The 17,064-nt window shown below is 63.1% G+C and carries 13 protein-coding genes and 1 pseudogene; 8 read left to right on the top strand and 6 right to left on the bottom strand.

Annotated elements, in window-relative coordinates:
• Positions 1–39: 39 nt before the first annotated feature.
• Positions 40–1,686 carry a GMC family oxidoreductase gene (locus E6B08_RS00425; protein ID WP_136912284.1) on the bottom strand — a complete coding sequence of 549 codons (1,647 nt, stop codon included), beginning with the start codon at positions 1,684–1,686 and terminating at the stop codon, positions 40–42.
• A gap of 280 nt (positions 1,687–1,966) precedes the next feature.
• Here E6B08_RS00425 and E6B08_RS00420 point away from each other — a divergent pair, with 280 nt between their 5' ends.
• On the top strand, positions 1,967–2,854 hold the full coding sequence (locus tag E6B08_RS00420; RefSeq protein WP_136912283.1) for a LysR family transcriptional regulator: 888 nt from the start codon (positions 1,967–1,969) through the stop codon (positions 2,852–2,854).
• On the opposite strand, the gene E6B08_RS00415 is transcribed toward E6B08_RS00420, so the two are convergent.
• From E6B08_RS00415 to E6B08_RS00405, 3 genes are read right to left on the bottom strand one after another with little or no spacing between them, the layout of a single operon-like run.
• Positions 2,843–3,661: a sulfite exporter TauE/SafE family protein gene (locus E6B08_RS00415; RefSeq protein ID WP_136912282.1), complete on the bottom strand. Its 819-nt coding sequence runs from the start codon at positions 3,659–3,661 to the stop codon at positions 2,843–2,845. The genes E6B08_RS00420 and E6B08_RS00415 overlap by 12 nt on opposite strands.
• Positions 3,658–4,917, bottom strand: a complete 1,260-nt coding sequence (locus E6B08_RS00410; RefSeq protein WP_136912281.1) for an NAD(P)/FAD-dependent oxidoreductase — start codon at positions 4,915–4,917, stop codon at positions 3,658–3,660. Before E6B08_RS00410 ends, E6B08_RS00415 begins: the two co-directional genes overlap by 4 nt.
• A 37-nt stretch (positions 4,918–4,954) precedes the next feature.
• The gene (locus E6B08_RS00405) at positions 4,955–5,839 is read right to left on the bottom strand and encodes an MBL fold metallo-hydrolase (protein ID WP_136912280.1); all 885 of its coding nucleotides are present in this window, start codon (positions 5,837–5,839) and stop codon (positions 4,955–4,957) included.
• 222 nt (positions 5,840–6,061) lie between these two features.
• Between E6B08_RS00405 and E6B08_RS00400 the strand changes: the two genes are divergently transcribed.
• Both E6B08_RS00400 and E6B08_RS00395 read left to right on the top strand, forming a co-directional pair.
• Positions 6,062–7,366, top strand: coding sequence for a sigma-54 interaction domain-containing protein (locus E6B08_RS00400; RefSeq protein ID WP_136912279.1), 1,305 nt, complete (start codon positions 6,062–6,064; stop codon positions 7,364–7,366).
• Between the two features lie 138 nt (positions 7,367–7,504).
• A complete protein-coding gene (locus tag E6B08_RS00395; protein WP_136912278.1) occupies positions 7,505–8,035 on the top strand; it encodes an RcnB family protein in 531 nt (176 codons plus the stop codon).
• 52 nt (positions 8,036–8,087) lie between these two features.
• Here the strand turns inward: E6B08_RS00395 and E6B08_RS00390 are convergent, their stop codons facing one another.
• The gene (locus E6B08_RS00390) at positions 8,088–8,513 is read right to left on the bottom strand and encodes a DoxX family protein (RefSeq protein WP_136912277.1); all 426 of its coding nucleotides are present in this window, start codon (positions 8,511–8,513) and stop codon (positions 8,088–8,090) included.
• Between the two features lie 153 nt (positions 8,514–8,666).
• Between E6B08_RS00390 and E6B08_RS00385 the strand changes: the two genes are divergently transcribed.
• The gene (locus E6B08_RS00385; RefSeq protein WP_136912276.1) at positions 8,667–9,572 is read left to right on the top strand and encodes a LysR family transcriptional regulator; all 906 of its coding nucleotides are present in this window, start codon (positions 8,667–8,669) and stop codon (positions 9,570–9,572) included.
• Between the two features lie 206 nt (positions 9,573–9,778).
• Here E6B08_RS00385 and E6B08_RS00380 read toward each other — a convergent pair whose 3' ends face one another.
• Positions 9,779–11,101, bottom strand: coding sequence for a CapA family protein (locus E6B08_RS00380; protein ID WP_136912275.1), 1,323 nt, complete (start codon positions 11,099–11,101; stop codon positions 9,779–9,781).
• 258 nt (positions 11,102–11,359) lie between these two features.
• On the opposite strand from E6B08_RS00380, the gene E6B08_RS00375 reads away from it, so the two are divergent.
• The 4 genes and pseudogenes from E6B08_RS00375 to E6B08_RS00360 all read left to right on the top strand — a co-directional run bounded on the left by E6B08_RS00375 (position 11,360) and on the right by E6B08_RS00360 (position 16,991).
• Positions 11,360–13,222: a DUF1302 domain-containing protein gene (locus E6B08_RS00375; RefSeq protein WP_136912274.1), complete on the top strand. Its 1,863-nt coding sequence runs from the start codon at positions 11,360–11,362 to the stop codon at positions 13,220–13,222.
• 26 nt (positions 13,223–13,248) lie between these two features.
• Positions 13,249–14,610: a DUF1329 domain-containing protein gene (locus E6B08_RS00370; RefSeq protein WP_136912273.1), complete on the top strand. Its 1,362-nt coding sequence runs from the start codon at positions 13,249–13,251 to the stop codon at positions 14,608–14,610.
• 106 nt (positions 14,611–14,716) lie between these two features.
• Positions 14,717–15,636: pseudogene (locus tag E6B08_RS00365) on the top strand (LysR family transcriptional regulator).
• Positions 15,637–15,713: 77 nt separating this feature from the next.
• The gene (locus E6B08_RS00360; RefSeq protein ID WP_136912272.1) at positions 15,714–16,991 is read left to right on the top strand and encodes an MFS transporter; all 1,278 of its coding nucleotides are present in this window, start codon (positions 15,714–15,716) and stop codon (positions 16,989–16,991) included.
• Positions 16,992–17,064 lie beyond the last annotated feature (73 nt).

Raw genomic sequence — 17,064 nt, 5'->3', positions numbered from 1 at the left:
AGCTTCCGACCGCTAGCTGCCGGTGTTGCACGCACCCGGTCAGGGCGTCGGTATTGCGTCTTGGTTCAGGTAGGTTTGGGTGGGCGCTCCCTTGAGAATGAGTTCGGCCGCCTTCTCGGCGATCATCAATGTGGGTGAACAGGTATTGCCGGAGGTGATCTGCGGCATGATCGAGGCATCCGCCACGCGCAGGCCGGGGATGCCGTGCACGCGCAGCTGGTTGTCCACGACGTCCAGCGCGCCGTTGCCCATGCGGCAGGTGCCTACCGGGTGGAAGATGGTGGTGCCAATGCGTCCAGCGGCCTCGAACAGCGCCTGCTCGGTCTGCAGGGCAGGGCCTGGCAGGTATTCCTGCGGCGCGAACGCCGCCAGCGCCGGGGCCTGGACGATGCGCCGGGTAAGGCGGATGGCATCGGCGGCAACCCGCAAGTCCTGTGGGTCGCTGAGGTAATTGGGGTCGATCAACGGCGCGCTGTTCATGTCGGCGCCGCCGATGTCGATGCGCCCACGGCTGGCCGGGCGCAAATTGCACACCGAGGCGGTGAAGGCCGGGAACGGGTGCAGCGGCTCGCCGAAGCGCTCCAGCGACAAGGGTTGCACGTGGTATTGCAGGTTGGGCGTGGCCTGCTCGGGGCTCGAGCGCACGAAGGCGCCCAGTTGGCTCGGCGCCATCGCCAATGGGCCACTGCGATCGTAGAGGTAGCGCAGGCCCATGCCCATCTTGCCCCACAGGCTGTTGGCCATCTGGTTCAGGGTCCGGGTGTTGCGAATCTGGTAGATCAGTCGCAGTTGCAGGTGGTCCTGCAGGTTGCCACCAACCCCCGGCATGTCGTGGCGCACGGCGATCCCAAGGTTTTCCAGAAGCTTGCGCGGACCAATCCCGGAACGCTGCAGGATGCCGGGCGAGCCGACCGCACCGGCGCAGAGGATGATCTCGCGCCGGGCCCCGAATTCGTGCCAGGCACCTTGCCAGAAGGCTTTCACGGCGCGGGCACGGGTGTTGTTGAGCAGTACCTGGTCGACCTGGACGCCGGTCAGCACAGTGAGGTTGGGACGATGCTCGATGGGCCGCAAGAAAGCCTTGGACGCATTCCAGCGCACGCCGCTGCGCTGGTTGACCTGAAAGTATCCACAGCCCTGGTTGTCGCCAGTGTTGAAGTCGTCGACCTTGGCGATGCCGCTTTGCTCGGCGGCATCGCGGAAGGCATCGAGGATCGGCCAGCTGTAGCGCTGGCGCTCGACCCGCCATTCGCCGCTGCCGCCATGGTGCTCGCTGGCGCCGGCAAAGTGGTTCTCGCTCGCCTTGAACAGCGGCAATACGTCCTTCCAGGCCCAGCCTTGGTTGCCTTGCTCGGCCCAATGGTCGTAGTCGGCGGCCTGGCCGCGCATGTAGATCATGCCGTTGATCGAAGAACAGCCGCCCAGCACCTTGCCCCGTGGATAACCCAGGCTGCGACCGCCCAGGCCTGGCTGCGCCTCGGTCTTGAAGCACCAGTCGGTGCGCGGGTTGCCGATGCAGTAGAGATAACCGACGGGAATGTGGATCCAGGGATAGTTGTCACGGCCACCCGCTTCGAGCAGCAGGACGCGGCAGGAAGGGTCGGCGGACAGGCGGTTGGCCAGCAGGCAACCGGCGGGACCGGCACCCACGACCACGTAGTCGTAGACAGAATCGGCTGATGGCATGTGCAACCTCGGGCCTGTTTTTTATTCTTGTCCCGAATCATCTTAGTGAGTAATTTCGCTGAGGAAACACGAAATTTCGCGCAGCCGTTGTGCGTTTTAGCACAGGGTGCCCACTGCAACGTCGCATTTCTGTAGGAGCGGCCTTGTGTCGCGAAAGGGCTGCGCAGCGGCCCCGGCTATATCTGCTGCGGCGCTGAAATCCTGGGGCTGCTGCGCAGCCCGTTCGCGACACAAGGCCGCTCCCACAGGATTCACTCCGCCTGGATGCATAGGGATCAGCATGTTCGACTGGAACGATCTGCGGTTTTTCCTCGAGTTGCAGCGCAGCGGCCGGCTGCTCACCGCCGCCAAGCGACTGAATACCACCCACAGCACCGTTGCCCGGCATATCGAAAGCATCGAGAAGAGCCTCGGCACGCCGCTGTTCATGCAGCACGCCCAGGGCTACGAACTGACCCCCTCGGGCCAGGCCCTGCTCAAGCATGCCGAGGCCATGGAGAACGTCGCCCTGCTGGCACAGGAAGAAATCACCCAGGCCATCACCCCGCTGGGCAAGATCCGCCTGGGCGTGACCGAAGGCATCGGCATCATGTTCTTCACCCCGCGCATGCGCGAGCTGTTCAGCCGCTATCCCGGCCTTGAGGTAGAGCTGGTGGCGGTGCCGCGCTTCGTCAGCATTCTCAACCGCGAGGCCGAGATCAGCATCCACCTGGAACGGCCGAACGCCGATTTGCTGATCACCCGCAAGCTCACCGACTACCGCCTGGCCCTGTACGCCAGCCAGGCCTATCTCGACCACGCGCCACCGCTGCACAATCGCGAAGACCTGGCCCGGCACAGCTGGATCGGCTACGTCGACGACCTGCTGTTCAGCCAGGAACTGCTGTTTCTCAACAGCTTCTGCAGGGCGCCCAACGTGGCCTTTCGCAGCACCAGCGTGATTGCCCAGCAACAGGCCGCCCGGGCCGGCGTGGGCATCGCCGTGCTGCCCAACTACATGGCCCGCCACGACCCTGGATTGGTGAGAGTGCTGCCCAGCGAAACCATCCAGCGCAGCTACTGGATCTGTACCCGTCGTGAGTTGCACAAGTCGGTGCGCCTGCGGGTGGTCTGGGACTACCTGCTGGAGCTGTGCGCCGCCGAACAGGACGAACTGCTAGCCCAGTAGCGCCTTGCCGGCCAGCGACACGGCGGCCAGCCAACCGGCCAAGGCGAACAGCTGCTGCAGCCGCGGGCCGGCGATTTTCGCCGCCAGCGGCCGTGCCAGCAGCAAGCCGAGCACCGCACCGACCGCGAACGGCGCACCGATCCGCCAGTGCATCACGCCAGCGAGGCTGGCGCTCACCACGCTACCCATGGATACCAGGGCGATCACGGCCAGGGACGTCGAGACGATGCTTTTCATGCGCAGGTTGGTGTAGCGGTTCAACGCCGGAATGATCACGAAACCGCCGCCGACCCCGAGCAGGCCGGACAACAGCCCGGACAGCGCGCCGGTGGACGCCAGCGCACGGGCACAGGGCAGCGTCCAGCGCAGGCGGCCCTGCAGCGGGTTGAGCACGCAGGGCTCGATGTAGCGATGAGCCTCGTTGAGTTCGCCGCGCAGTTCCTTGCCGGCCTTGCGCCAGATGCGCAGGCAGGCATAGACCAGCACCCCGGCGAACACCAGCGCCAGGGGCGTGTTGGGCAGACGGTGCGCGAGCATCAGGCCGAACGGCGCGGCAGCGATACCGATCAGCGCGATGAACAACGCGGCGCGATAGCGCACCAGGCCTTCACGCAAACCCAGCCCGGCCCCGACAGCCGCGGCCAGGCCGACAGCAAGCAAACCGATGGGCGCAGCTTCGGCCATCGACAGGCCAAGCCCGAACACCAACAGCGGCACTGCCAGGATGCCGCCACCGGCGCCGGTCAGCGCCAGTACCGCGCCGATGATCGCGCCCAGGCCGGCGCCAAGCAGCTGATGCTCAATCACCGTGTCGCCTCGACTGCCAGCTGCGACCGCGCCAGCCATTCACGGCCCTTGAGCATCGCCTGCCAGTAAAGCGGCGGCAACACACGGGCTTTCAACAACCAGGCCAGGCGCGTCGGCTGACGCCCATCGAGCAGCCAACGCGGGAAACTGGGCGCGAGCTTGCCGCCGTAGGTGAACTCGGCCAGCACGATCTTGCCACGCTCGACGGTCAGCGGGCAGGAGCCATAGCCATCGTATCGGGCCAGGGTCGGCAACCGGCCCAGCGCCACCAGCACGTTGTTGGCCACCACCGGAGCCTGCTTGCGCGCGGCGGCGGCGGTCTTGGCATTGCTGGTATTGGCGACGTCGCCCAGCGCGTGGACGTTGTCGAACTGCCGGTGGCGCAGGGTATGCGGATCGACATCGACCCAGCCGGCTGCATCGGCCAGCGGGCTGTTGCGGATGAAGTCCGGAGCGACCTGGGGCGGTACCACGTGCAGCATGTCGAAGGCTTCGATGCGGGTCTCGCTGCTGCCGTCGGCCAGGGTCCGCACGAAGGTGGCACGCTGCCTGGAGCCATCCACCGCGACCAGGCGATGGCTGTAATTGAGGTCGACGCCGTACTTGTCGATATAGCTCATCAATGCCGGCACATAGTCCGGTACACCGAACAACACGGCACCGGCATTGAAGAAGTGGGCCTTGATATCGCCTAGGCGACCGCTGCGCAGCCAGTGGTCGCACGACAGGTACAGGGCCTTCTGCGGCGCCCCCGCGCACTTGATCGGCATCGGCGGCTGGGTGAACAACGCACGGCCTTGCTTGAGCGACTGCACCAGCTCCCAGGTATAGGGCGCCAGGTCATAGCGGTAGTTGGAGGTAACGCCGTTGCGCCCCAGGGTCTGGCTCAAGCCTTCGATGGCGTCCCAATCGAGCTTGAGGCCGGGACAGACCACCAATTGTTCATACGTGATGGCGCGACCATCTTCGAGCATCACCTGCCAGGCGATCGGGTCGAAACCCTGCACCCGCGACTTGATCCAGCGCACCCCGCGCGGCATGGCCGAGGCCATGGCGCGGGCAGTGTCTGGCGCATCGAACACACCGGCGCCGACCATGGTCCAGCCGGGCTGGTAGTAATGCACGTCGGCAGGGTCGATCAAGGCGATGTCCAACGACGGGTCGCGCGCCAACAGGCTGGAAGCCGTGGCGATACCGGCGGCACCGGCACCGACGATGAGCACCTGATGATGGGAGGGGGACAGCAAGGCAGGCATGGCAGTGAATCCTGGATTCTGATGGGGGGCAGGGCGGTCAGAGCTTGTTCAGCGGGATCTTCAGGTAGCTGACACCGTTGGCCTCGGGCGCGGGCAGTTGGCCGCTGCGCATGTTGACCTGCACCGACGGCAGGATCAGCACGGGCATGTCGAGGGTCTTGTCGCGGGCTTCGCGCATGGCCACGAAGCTGTCTTCGTCGATGCCCTGGTGGATGTGGATATTGCTGGCACGCTGCTCGGCCACGGTGGTGACGTATTGCATCTCCCGCCCGCCTGGCAGGTAGTCGTGGCACATGAACAGCCGGGTCTGGTCGGGGAATGCCAGCAGGCGCCGGATCGAACGGTACAAAGTACGGGCATCGGCGCCAGGGAAGTCGCAGCGCGCGGTCCCGTAGTCGGGCATGAACAAGGTATCGCCGACGAATACCGCCTTCTCGCCACTGTCTTCCACGACGAAGCTCATGCACGCCGGGGTATGCCCGGGCGTATGCAAGGCGCGGGCATGCAGGTTGCCGATGCGAAATTCTTCCTCGTCTTCGAGCAGGACGTCGAACTGGCTACCGTCGCGGGCAAAGCCGGGCTCGGCGTTGAACAGCGCACCGAATACCTTCTGCACCTGGGTGATGTGCGCGCCGATGGCGGTATGGCCGCCGAGCTTTTCCTTGAGGTAGGCCGCCGCTGACAGGTGGTCGGCGTGAACGTGTGTTTCCAGCACCCACTGGACCGTGGCGTTCAGTTCGGCCACGCGCTCGATCAGGCGGTCGGCCGAGGCGGTGCAGGTGCGCCCGGACTTGGGGTCGTAGTCCAGCACGCTGTCGATCAGCGCGCACTGCCTGGTCTCGCGATCCAGCACCAGGTAGCTGATGGTCGAGGTCGCCTTGTCGTAGAAGGCGTCCACGTGAAGGTTGTTGCCGATGATCATCACGTTCTCCAGATTATCCACCAGGGCTTATAGAGGCCTAGGCAGTAACCGAAGGTTTATCAAGATGCATGCCAGGGATTTTTCTGCCTCAAAACCCATGAAAACGGCCTGTCGCCACCCGCTGGCAGGCGCAATGGCAGTGTTTTTGGCAGTCGACTGTCAGCCAATGGCAGTGTGTGGCAGCGCCTGTTACCCTCGGCGTGTTATCCACTGGTTGCCGTCATGTCCGATTCCCATCCGCTGATCCTCGCCCTGGTTTCCTACCTTGAACACGATGCCTTGCCCACCATCGTGCTGGATACCGACTACAACATCCTCGCGGCCAACGCTGCCTACCGACGCCAACTCGGTCAGGGCGAGCGTGCGCCGCTGGGCGAGAAGTGCCACCGGGTTTCGCACCACTATGCGGTGCCGTGCGACCAGGCAGGCGAGCATTGCCCGATGCGCAAGGCCTGGGACAGCAAGGTCCCGGAGCGTGTCCTGCATATTCATCACACCCCTCGCGGACCCGAGCATGTGGATGTGGAGTTGCGCCCGATCCTCGATGAACAGGGCAGGGTAGTGGCCTTCGTCGAGCGCCTGACCAGTATCACCTTGGCTTCGGCGCAACCCCAGCAGCAAGGCCTGGTAGGCCGCGCGCCAGCATTCAAGGCGGCACTGGCGAGCCTGCAACGTGCGGCCCCTGCGCAGATCCCGGTGCTGCTCCAGGGCGAATCGGGTACCGGCAAGGAGTTGTTCGCCCGCGCCATTCACCTGGGCAGCCCACGTGCCAATGGCCCTCTGGTGGTCGTCGACTGCACCGGCCTGACCGAATCGCTGCTGGAAAGCGAACTGTTCGGCTACGAAAAAGGCGCCTTCACCGGCGCCACCCAACGCAAGGTCGGCCTGGCCGAGGCTGCTCACGGCGGGACCCTGTTCCTCGACGAGATCGGCGAGGTGCCGCTGGCGATGCAGGTCAAGTTGCTGCGCTTGATCGAGTCAGGCAGCTTCCGCCCGGTGGGCAGCCTGCGCACCGTGCACTCGGACTTCCGCCTGGTATCGGCCACGCACAAGCCGCTGAAGAAGATGGTCGCCGAGGGGAGCTTTCGCGAAGACCTGTATTACCGCATCAGTGGTTTTCCGATTCGCCTGCCAGCGCTGCGCGAGCGGGTCGAAGACTTGGCGCTGCTGGCCGAAAGCCTGCTGCAACGCATGCCGGGCCACCCGCCAGCGCAACTCGGCGATGAGGCCCTCACACAACTCCAGCTGCATCCGTTCCCAGGCAACATCCGTGAGCTGCGCAACATTCTGGAAAGGGCCCGGTTGTTTGCCGATGACGGGCTGATCCGTCCTGAACACTTGCCAGAAGACATCGGGCCACAGTGCTTTGCCAGCGTAGCAAGCCCGCGTGGCGGTAGAGGCCTGGGGGATCTTGCGCAAGCGCTCGAGCACTTCCAGGGGTCTCGCAGCGAGCTGGCCCAGCACCTGGGTTTGAGCGAGCGCACGCTGTATCGGCGCCTGAAATCACTGGGTCTGGGGTCAGCGTAGGCCCTTAGCCTTACACACCTTTACCGGACCTTTACCTGTTGCTGAGGTTTACACCTGGGAAACTGTGTTTTCATTACTCCATCGCACCAGGCATAAACGACGTAGTTGCCGGTCGTTCACCGTAGAGGAACACCCCCGATGAAAAAGACGCTTACAGTGATCTGCGCCGCGCTGATGATCAGCGCTCCCTTGGCCAGCTTCGCTCAACCCGGGCCGTCCCAGGGCGGCCAGCAGGGGCGTCCGCAGCAGGGACAGCAACAGAATCGTCCCCAGCAAGGTCAACAGCAGAACCGCCCGCAGCAGGGACAGCAACAAAACCGTCCCCAGCAGGGCCAACAGCAGAATCGGCCGCAGCAGGGTCAGCCGCAAAACCGTCCGCAACAAGGCCAGCATCAGGGTAACCAGCAGCACAACAGGCCGGGCAACAACCAGGGCTATCGTGATCCGAGCTATCGCCCGCAGCCGGGCATGCCAGTGCCGCATTCCCAGTGGAAACGTGGTCACGTGGTCGACCCACGCTACCGCGGCGACGGTTACTGGGTAACCGACTGGCGTACTCGTCACCTGCCGGCACCGCCACATGACCACCGCTGGCTGCGCGTCAACGGCGATTATGTTCTGGTCGCCATCGCTACCGGCGTGATCATGAACATCTTGACCGGCTACTGACCAACACGAAAAAGCCCGCTGATGCGGGCTTTTTTCTGCGTGTCGATTTCTGTTACAGAGCCTTGCCCAGCGCGCCATGCGATTTACGTTTCGCCAGCCAGGCATCGATGCTCAGCGCACCGCCCCCGAACGCTGCGATCTGCAACAGGCCGCCAGCGATCGAGATGTTCTTGAAGAAGTTGATGAACTGGCCCTGGTCCGCGAGGTTGTTGTGAAACGCCAGCGCCGCCATCACGGTGAACACCGCCATCACCACAGCCGCGATCCGCGTTTGAAAGCCGACGATCAGCAACGCTGCCAGGCCGAGCTCGACGCCAAGCGCAGCAAGGTAGCTCAGTACCGGGAAGGGCAGGCCGCTCGACTCGATGTACGCGATGGTGCCCTCGGGCGAGGCCAGTTTGCTGAAGCCGCTCAGCAGGAACAGCACGGCCAGTAGTACGCGGCCGATGATTGCAGTGGTGTGTTTCAGAGAGTTCATATCGTTGCTCCAAATCCTGAGGGTTTGCCGAAGTGGCTTGCGATGGAGAAATGATAGGGCTGCTTACTTTATGCAACAATATGGCGATGTTTGATTTGACTGTTTCTAAATAAGGGACAGTGATAACCGCCATCTTGCTACCAGGGAACGCCAGTGGACCGTATCGAATGCATGCGAACCTTCATCGCGACCGTCGACGCAAACGGCTTTGCCGCAGCTGCCAGGATTTTGCGGGTACCGCGGTCGAAAGTCAGCAAGCAGATGCAAGCCCTGGAAGAGTCACTCGGCGTGCAGTTGCTGCATCGGACCACGCGCAGCCTCCACCTCACCGAGGCGGGCTGCGAGTATTACGAGGCCTGTCGGGAATTGCTGGCCTCCTTGGAGGAGGCCGAGCAGCGTGCACGCAGTGGCCTGGCCGAGGTGCAGGGGGTATTGCGGGTAAACGCACCGATGTCGTTCGGTCTGTGCAGGCTCGGGCCGCTGCTGCCGCAGTTCCATGCCCTGTACCCAAAGGTGGAGTTGCAGTTGGTGTTGAGCGATCAACAGGTCGATCCCATCAAGGGTGGCTTCGATGTCACCATCCGCATCGCCAGCCTCGCAGATTCATCGTTGGTAGCCAGGCACCTGTCACCAGCACCCAGAGTGCTGGTAGCCTCCCCAGGTTACCTGGCCCGACATGGCATGCCGGAATCTCCCAAGGACCTCGCCAGCCACCAGTGCCTTAACTATGGCTACCTGCAAAGCGGCGTGAGCTTGCAATTGAGCAACGGCAAGGATGTGCAACGCGTGCATGTCACAGGCCCGCTCAATGCCAACAATGGCGACCTGCTTGCACAGGCCGCCGAGGCGGGTATGGGGATTGCCCTGTTGCCGCTGTTCATCGTCGAGAAGGCCTTGGCGGACGGGCGCTTGGTGCAGGTGCTGGACGAATGGGAAGCTCCGCCCATCTCCATCAATGCCGTTTACCCGTCGGCGCGACGCGTGCCACTCAAGACCCGAGCGTTTCTCGATTTCCTTGCGGGCGAATTGCGCATCCCTGAAACCGCGGGGGAGAGTTAGCAACAGGCTCAAGGTGATCGACCCGTGGCTGGCTAGCGTCTCTCACAGCAATCCGCCGCCGGCCATCGCGCCAAAGAGACAAATTCGTTCAGCGCGGGCCGGGGCCACAAGGTTCCACGTGGAACATACACCGGTCCTTGGGTGGGGATCCGGGGCAAGGTCTAAATCGACCGGGCAAAGAAAAGCCCGCTTGCGCGGGCTTTGGTTCAGAGCACCACTCGCGCTGTGTCGGCGCCGATTTCCAAGCGCGTTTCATAGCCTGTGCATAAAGCCGCGAAGCGGTGCAGGATTGCCTGGGCCTGGTCACCTGCTGCCAGCCTTGGCCTGCCGCGTCGGTGGATGGCTTCGCCGAGACCCAGGTGCACCGGGTGCAATTCGATGCCTGTCAGGGTGCGACCGTCGAAGGTGCAGATCGGCACGATGCTCTCCCAGAAACGCGCATCGGACGGGAAGCTGCGCGTATCGTTGCGGGTGCGCTGCAAGAACACCTTGGACGGCGTCTGTTGGCGGTCCACCCGGAACTGGTCGTAGCTGTCCACCGGTAGACGCTCCACCAGTTCGTTCTGGCCGATGAAGTTGCCCAGGCTGTAGAAGATCGGCTTGCCCTGGTAGATCTCCATGCCTCGCAGCAAGTGCGGACCATGACCCACGACGATGTCGACGCCCGCATCGATCAGCTTGCGCGCAACCGGCTGGATGAATTCGGCGGGAGCTTCCAGGTCCCATTCCCCTTCATCGTTGTAGCCCAGTTCATGGGCATGCAGGCTGACCATCACGATGTCCGACGTCAGCCTTGCTTCCTCGACCCAACGCAAAATGCCATCCAGGTCTTTCTTGCGGGCGAGGGTGCGCAACCGGGTGCTGGCGCCTTCTCGGAACAACAGCGGAGTAAACGGGCCAAACACCTGCAGCGAAGGATCGGGCAGGGGATGAGCAAAGCCCAGGTCCACCGCCCCCTGGTACAGGCGATCCAGGCCAAGGTCGGCAATCAGCTGGCGCACCTGCGCCATCTGCTCGGTGCTGACTTCATGCAGGGTGTCATAACCCAGCGGGTTGAGGCCCGGGCGCCCAGGCATGTCGCGGCTCTGGTCGCTGGCTTCCTGGCCCTTGCCATAGGTCGAACTGCACGCCAGCAACGCGACGGTTCCCGCCGGTTTGCTGCAGTACACCGGACGGCGGGCTTCCTCGAGGTTACGCCCGGTGCCGGCGAACAGCAGTTCACGCTTGCGCAACTGTTCGTGGGCGGCATGAAGGCCACTGATGCCGTAGTCCAGGCTGTGGTTGTTGGCGGTCGAGAACAGGTCGAAGCCACCCTCGACCAATTCGTCGAGCACCCAGGCCGGCGCGCCGAAATGCGAGCCGCCGCTTTCCAGAGCCGGGTCACCGGCGAAGTCGTTGGGCAACACCTCAAGATTGGTGAAGCTGACGTCCGCTGCACGGATCAGGTCGAACAACGGACTCAGCGTCTGGTCGTCCCGGCTGTGCAGGCGGCGCTGCAGGATACTGTCGCCGGTCAGGGCAATCTTCATGGTCTACCTCGAAAGGGGAGAAGTCCGACCGGACTATAGGGCAAGGCTGCACGACATCAGATTGAATACGGCTCATCCCGATAGCCAGCAGTTATCAACCCCTCGCACGTCGCAGGTACTCGCACCCGCCACCCTCTCATTTGGCTATAGGCATCACTTTTTTTCAGAAGCCGCCGCTGTGACTCGCTGCTTACCATGCAAGCGCCCCGCCGACGGGGAGGCTTTCTCATGAACAGCAAGTTCAAGGCGCAGAGCACTATGAAAAAAACAATAACCGGCGTCGCGGGCCTTCGGCTTCGCGCTCTGCCGTTGGCAGTTGGCCTGGCAATCGCGGCAAGCACCGCGCAGGCCGTTACGTTCAACATCGGGGAAATCGAAGGGCGGTTCGACTCCAGCCTGTCCATCGGGGCAAGCTGGGCGATGGACAGCCCGGACCGCGCATTCATCGGCAGCCGCAACGGAGGTACGGCTTCTACCCAGACGTCCGACGACGGCCGCCTGAACTTCAAGAAAGGCGAGACCTTTTCGAAGATCTTCAAAGGCGTGCACGATCTTGAGCTCAAGTACGGCGACACCGGCGTGTTCGTGCGGGGCAAGTACTGGTACGACTTCGAGCTCAAGGACGAAAGCCGCCCGCTCTACGACATCGACGACAGCCACCGCGACAATGCCGCCAAGGCGTCGGGCGTCGAGCTGCTCGATGCCTTCGTCTATCACAACTACAACATCAACGACCTGCCCGGCACTGTTCGCGCCGGCCGGCAGGTGGTCAGCTGGGGCGAAAGCACGTTCATCCAGAACGGCATCAACAGCATCAACCCGGTCGACGTCTCAGCCTTGCGCCGCCCAGGCTCCGAGGTCAAGGAAGCGCTGATTCCGGTCAACATGCTCTATTTCAACCAGGGCCTGACCGACAACCTGTCGATCGAGACCTTTTACCAACTGCAGTGGGAAAAAACCGTCGCCGACAACTGCGGCACCTTCTTCAGCAGCGATGTGGCCGCCAAGGGCTGCGACATCAACATGGCCATCAACGGCAGCGACTTCGACCGCGATATCGACGGCACTGGGGTCCTGGGTGGGTACGGCTACGTGCCACGGCTATCTGACAAGGATCCACGCAACAGCGGCCAGTTCGGCGTGGCCCTGCGCTGGATGGTGCCTGAACTCAATGACACCGAGTTCGGCTTCTATGCCATGAACTATCACAGCCGTACCCCGACCAGCACCTGGTCGGTCGGCCGCGGCGCGCTGGCCGACCCGGTGGGCGGGCTGGCAGGGCGCGGTGGCGTCAGTACCGCGAGGTACTACCTGGAATACCCGGAAGACATTCGCCTGTACGGCCTGAGCTTCAGCACCACCGTCGGCGCCACCGCCGTGGCCGGCGAAATCAGCTACCGGCCAAACATGCCGCTGTCGCTGAACGCCAGTGACGTATCGGCAGCCGCCACGCTCGGCTCGGCGGCCACCAACCCGCTGGTCAATGCCGGCCTGCCGATCTTCGAGACCGGTTTCGCCAGCTCCGCCTACGGTTCGCTGATCAACGGCTATGTCCGCAAGCCATTCACCCAGGCGCAAGTCACCCTGACCCGCACCATCGACCAACTGACCTTCATTGGCGCAGACCGCCTGACGCTGGTGGGCGAGGCCGGCTACAGCCACATCGCTGACCTGGGCTCGACCGATGGATCGGACCTGCGCTTCGGTCGCAGCAGCGTCTATGGCAACGGTCAATTGTCCGAAGCCGGCAGCGCCGCGCTGCTCGGTGGTATTTCCGGTAACGACCTGTGCCGCCAGGTCGCCAACTCGGCCAATCCCGACCAGTGCACCAGCAAAGGCTTCTACACCGCTGACTCCTGGGGTTACCGACTGCGCGCCACGCTGGAATATGCCGACCTGATCGGCGGTGTGGTACTGCGCCCGAGCCTGTCCTTCTCCCACGACGTCGAAGGCTTCGGTCCGACCTTCAACGAAGGCGACAAGTCGATAAGTATTGGCCTCGATGCCGAATACATGAGCCGCTACAACCTGGCCGTCAGTTACACCGACTACTTCGGCGGTGACTTCAACACCAACACCGACCGCGACTTCCTCGCCGTCAGCATGGGCGTGAGTTTCTGACATCCCTTTGTTCCTGGAGGTAGACCATGTTTCGCAAATCCTTGATCCGCAGCAGTTGTCTGGTCCTGAGCCTGTTGGCCTGCCAGGTGATGGCGGCAGTGTCCGAGCAGCAAGCCGCACGCCTGGGAACCGACCTGACTCCAGTCGGCGCCGAGAAGGCCGCTAATGCCGACGGCAGCATCCCGGCCTGGACCGGCGGCTTGTCGGCCAGCACCGGAGCGGTGGACGCTGGCGGCTTTATCCCCAACCCTTACGCCGACGAAAAACCCCTGTTCGTCATCACCGCGCAGAACGCCGACCCATACAGGGAACGGCTGACGCCCGGTCAGTTGGCGATGTTCAAACGGTTCCCGGACACCTACCGCATCCCGGTCTACACCACCCATCGCAGCGTCACCTTGCCGCCAAAAGTGCTGGCTGCCGTGAAGGAAAACGCCACGCGCACCACCCTCGCAGAGGGCGGTAACGGCCTGCAGAATTTCAAGATGTCGATTCCCTTCCCGATTCCCCAGTCGGGGCTGGAAGTGATCTGGAACCACATCACCCGCTACCGGGGCGATTCGATCCTGCGCAACACCGCGCAGATGAACCCGGTGGAAAACGGCACCTACACCATCAGCATGATGAAAGAGCAGTTCGCCTTTCCGTTCGGGCTGAAGGATTACGACCCGCAGAAGATGGCCAACATCCTGTTCTACTTCCGCCAGGAAATCCTCTCGCCACCACGCCGAGCCGGTAGCGTGATGCTGGTGCTGGAGACCCTCGACCAGGTCGCCGAGCCGCGCATGGCCTGGATGTACAACGCTGGCCAGCGGCGGGTACGCCGTGCGCCCCAGGTTGGGTATGACAGCCCGGGCGCCGAGGGGATGCGCACCTACGACGACTTCGACATGTTCAACGGTGCACCCGACCGCTATGACTGGAAGCTGGTGGGCAAGAAAGAGGTGTATATCCCCTACAACAGCTATGCCCTCGATTCGCCGAAGCTCAAGTACGACGACATCATTCGCCCAGGCCACCTCAACCCCGACCATACCCGGTACGAACTGCACCGCGTCTGGCACGTGGTCGCCACCCTCAAGCCGGGGCAGCGGCATATCTACAGCAAGCGTGACCTGTACATCGACGAAGACAGTTGGCAGGTCGCCGAAGCCGATGCCTACGACAGTCGTGGCAACCTCTGGAGGGTTTCCGAAGGCCATGCGCGATTCTTCTACGATCAACAGTTCCCCTGGCTGACGGCCGAGACCCACTACGATGTGAACAGTGGCCGCTATACCGTCTCGGGCCTGCGCAACGAAGAGAAAAAGGGCAGCTACGACTTCTCGCTGAACGCCTCGAGCAAGGATTTCACCCCGAGCGCCCTGCGCGCTACCGGGATTCGCTGACCGACTGCTGCGCCCACGGGATCGCGATGTAACCCGTGGGAGCGGACTCGTCCGACGCGGCTTTTTATGCTCTAGTTCGCATCCCCTCACGTCCAGGTGTGTGTCCATGAAGTTGCATCAACTGCGCGCCATCGTCGCGATCTGCGAAAGTGGCAGTATCCAGGAGGCCTCACGGCTACTGCATATTTCCCAGCCGGCCCTGTCCAAGAGCATCAAGGAACTGGAGTCGGAACTGGGCGTGCCACTGTTGGTGCGGTCCAACCGTGGCATCACCGCCACCCCCTACGGTGAACGCCTGGTCCGCCGTGCGCGCCTGGTGGTGGAGGAGGTACGCAGGGCTCGCGATGAGATCGAGACGCTCAAGGGCACCATGGACGGTCGCGTGACCATCGGCGTATCGCCGGTAACGCCCAGCCAACAGTTCGTCAGCTGCATCCTCAGCTACCGCAAACGCTATCCGAAGGTGCAGCTGGAGATACTTGAACTGCGCCCGGCCAAGCTACTGGAAGGCCTGCGTGAGGGTCAGCTGGACCTGGCCCTGACATCGCACCCGCCGTTACGCAGCGTTGACGGCTTCGAATGGCGTGAACTATATGCCCAACCCACCACCCTGGCCGTGCGCAAAGGGCATCCACTGTCGAAGGCGCGCTCGTTGAGCGAACTGCTCGACCAGGAATGGCTGCTGCCCGATGCCCTTGCCATCAGCATGGCCGGTCGCATGTTCGAGGAGTACGGCGTCAAGCCCCAGAACGCACAATTGTCTGCGCGTCAGTGGTGCTCTACGCGGAACTCGCCGCCTCGACCGATGCCATCAGTAGCTGGTCGCGCCGGGTGTTCGACCTGCCGATCATATCGGGCAACCTCGATATGCTGTCGATCGCAGAGCGCGTACCCGGGACCGATATTTTCCTCGTCTGCCGACCTGCAGAACTGATGACCCGCGAAACGCAGATGCTCATCGACGACATCATCTACGCCTTCAAAAGCCCGCAATCCTTGCGTTCACCGCTTCATAACCAACCCTGATAAGCATGCCGATAGATCATTATTCAGCGATCAACGGCTGCGGCATCCTGCCCGCAAGCCCCATGGAGTAGCCCTGTATGCCGTTCTCCCGCCGTAATCTCGTGCTGGTGATGCTGATGGCAGTGATGATCATCAGTGTGCTGGACAAAAGCATCTTCGCCTTCGCCGGCGCCCAGATCATCGATGAATTGAAGCTCACGCCAGCGGAATTCGGTTTCATCGGCAGTGCGTTCTTTTTCCTCTACTCGATCTCCGGCGTAGCCGTGGGCTTTCTCGCCAACCGCTTTCCCAGCCGCTGGATCCTGGTGGGCATGTCAGTGGTGTGGATGGTCTCGCAACTGCTCGTGAGCGTCAGCAGCAGCTTCGCCGCGCTGGTGCTCAGCCGCTTGATGCTCGGTGCCGGTACCGGCCCCGGCACCGCCGTGACCCAGCACGCCTGCTTCAAATGGTTCGGCCCCACCGAACGGGTGATGCCCGCATCGTTGATCCAGGTTTCGATCATGCTTGGCGCCGTGCTTGCAGCCGTCAGCCTGCCGTTGCTGATCGCTCATGTCGGTTGGCGTATGGCCTACCTGGCGCTGGCGCTGATCGGGCTGGTGTGGATGCTGCTGTGGTTGGCTTTTGGCCGCGAGGGTACGCAGGTGGATGAGGTGGCCAGTAATACCGGCCAAGCCTTGCCGGGCTATCGCCGGTTGTTGCTGAACCGGACCTTCCTCGGCATCACGTTGATTGGCTTCATGGGCTACTTGCCCAATGCACTGGTCTATAGCTGGGTGCCGGTTTATCTGCAGAAGGGCCTGAGCATAACCGCGATGCAATCGGGTTACGTGGTCATGGGCGTCACCCTGGCTGTCATCCTGTGCAACCTCGGTGTCTCGGCACTTTCGCAACGGGCATTCAAACGAGGGGCCAGTCCACAGCGGGCAATGGTGGTGTTGCCACTGGCCTGCTGCCTGATCGCCGGCGTCGCCTTCCTGCTGATCACCCAGACCCACGGTCACATGATGGCGACCCTGGCGCTGTATGCGATCGGCGCGGTACTGATCAATGTGTTGCCCACGTTCGCCAACACCATCGTCGCCTTCATTGCGCCCAGCGTACGCCGAGGGTCGATGTTGTCGATCCATATTGGCGGGGTGACCAGCGCCGGCATGCTCGCGCCCTGGCTGGTCGGGCAATTGGTGGCGCTGCGCGGCGACGACATCGCCCATGGCTTCGAGTCTGCGCTGGCGCTGATCGGCACCGCCATCATCGCCTGCACGCTGATTGCCTTCTGGCTGGTACGACCCGAGCACACCCGCGAGCGCCTGCAAGCCAACGAGCCGTCGCTGCAACCAGCGCTCCACACCAGCTGATCGTCAGGCCGCGCTCTGCGGCCTTTTCCCTTCTCACTTTTCTGGCCTTGGGCCGGCCGGGATGCGGCTGCCC

Source organism: Pseudomonas putida (assembly GCF_005080685.1).
In the GTDB taxonomy this organism is placed as follows: Bacteria; Pseudomonadota; Gammaproteobacteria; order Pseudomonadales; family Pseudomonadaceae; genus Aquipseudomonas; species Aquipseudomonas putida_V.
Note: the sequence above shows the minus strand (reverse complement) of the source record. Positions and strands in the feature narration are given on the sequence as shown.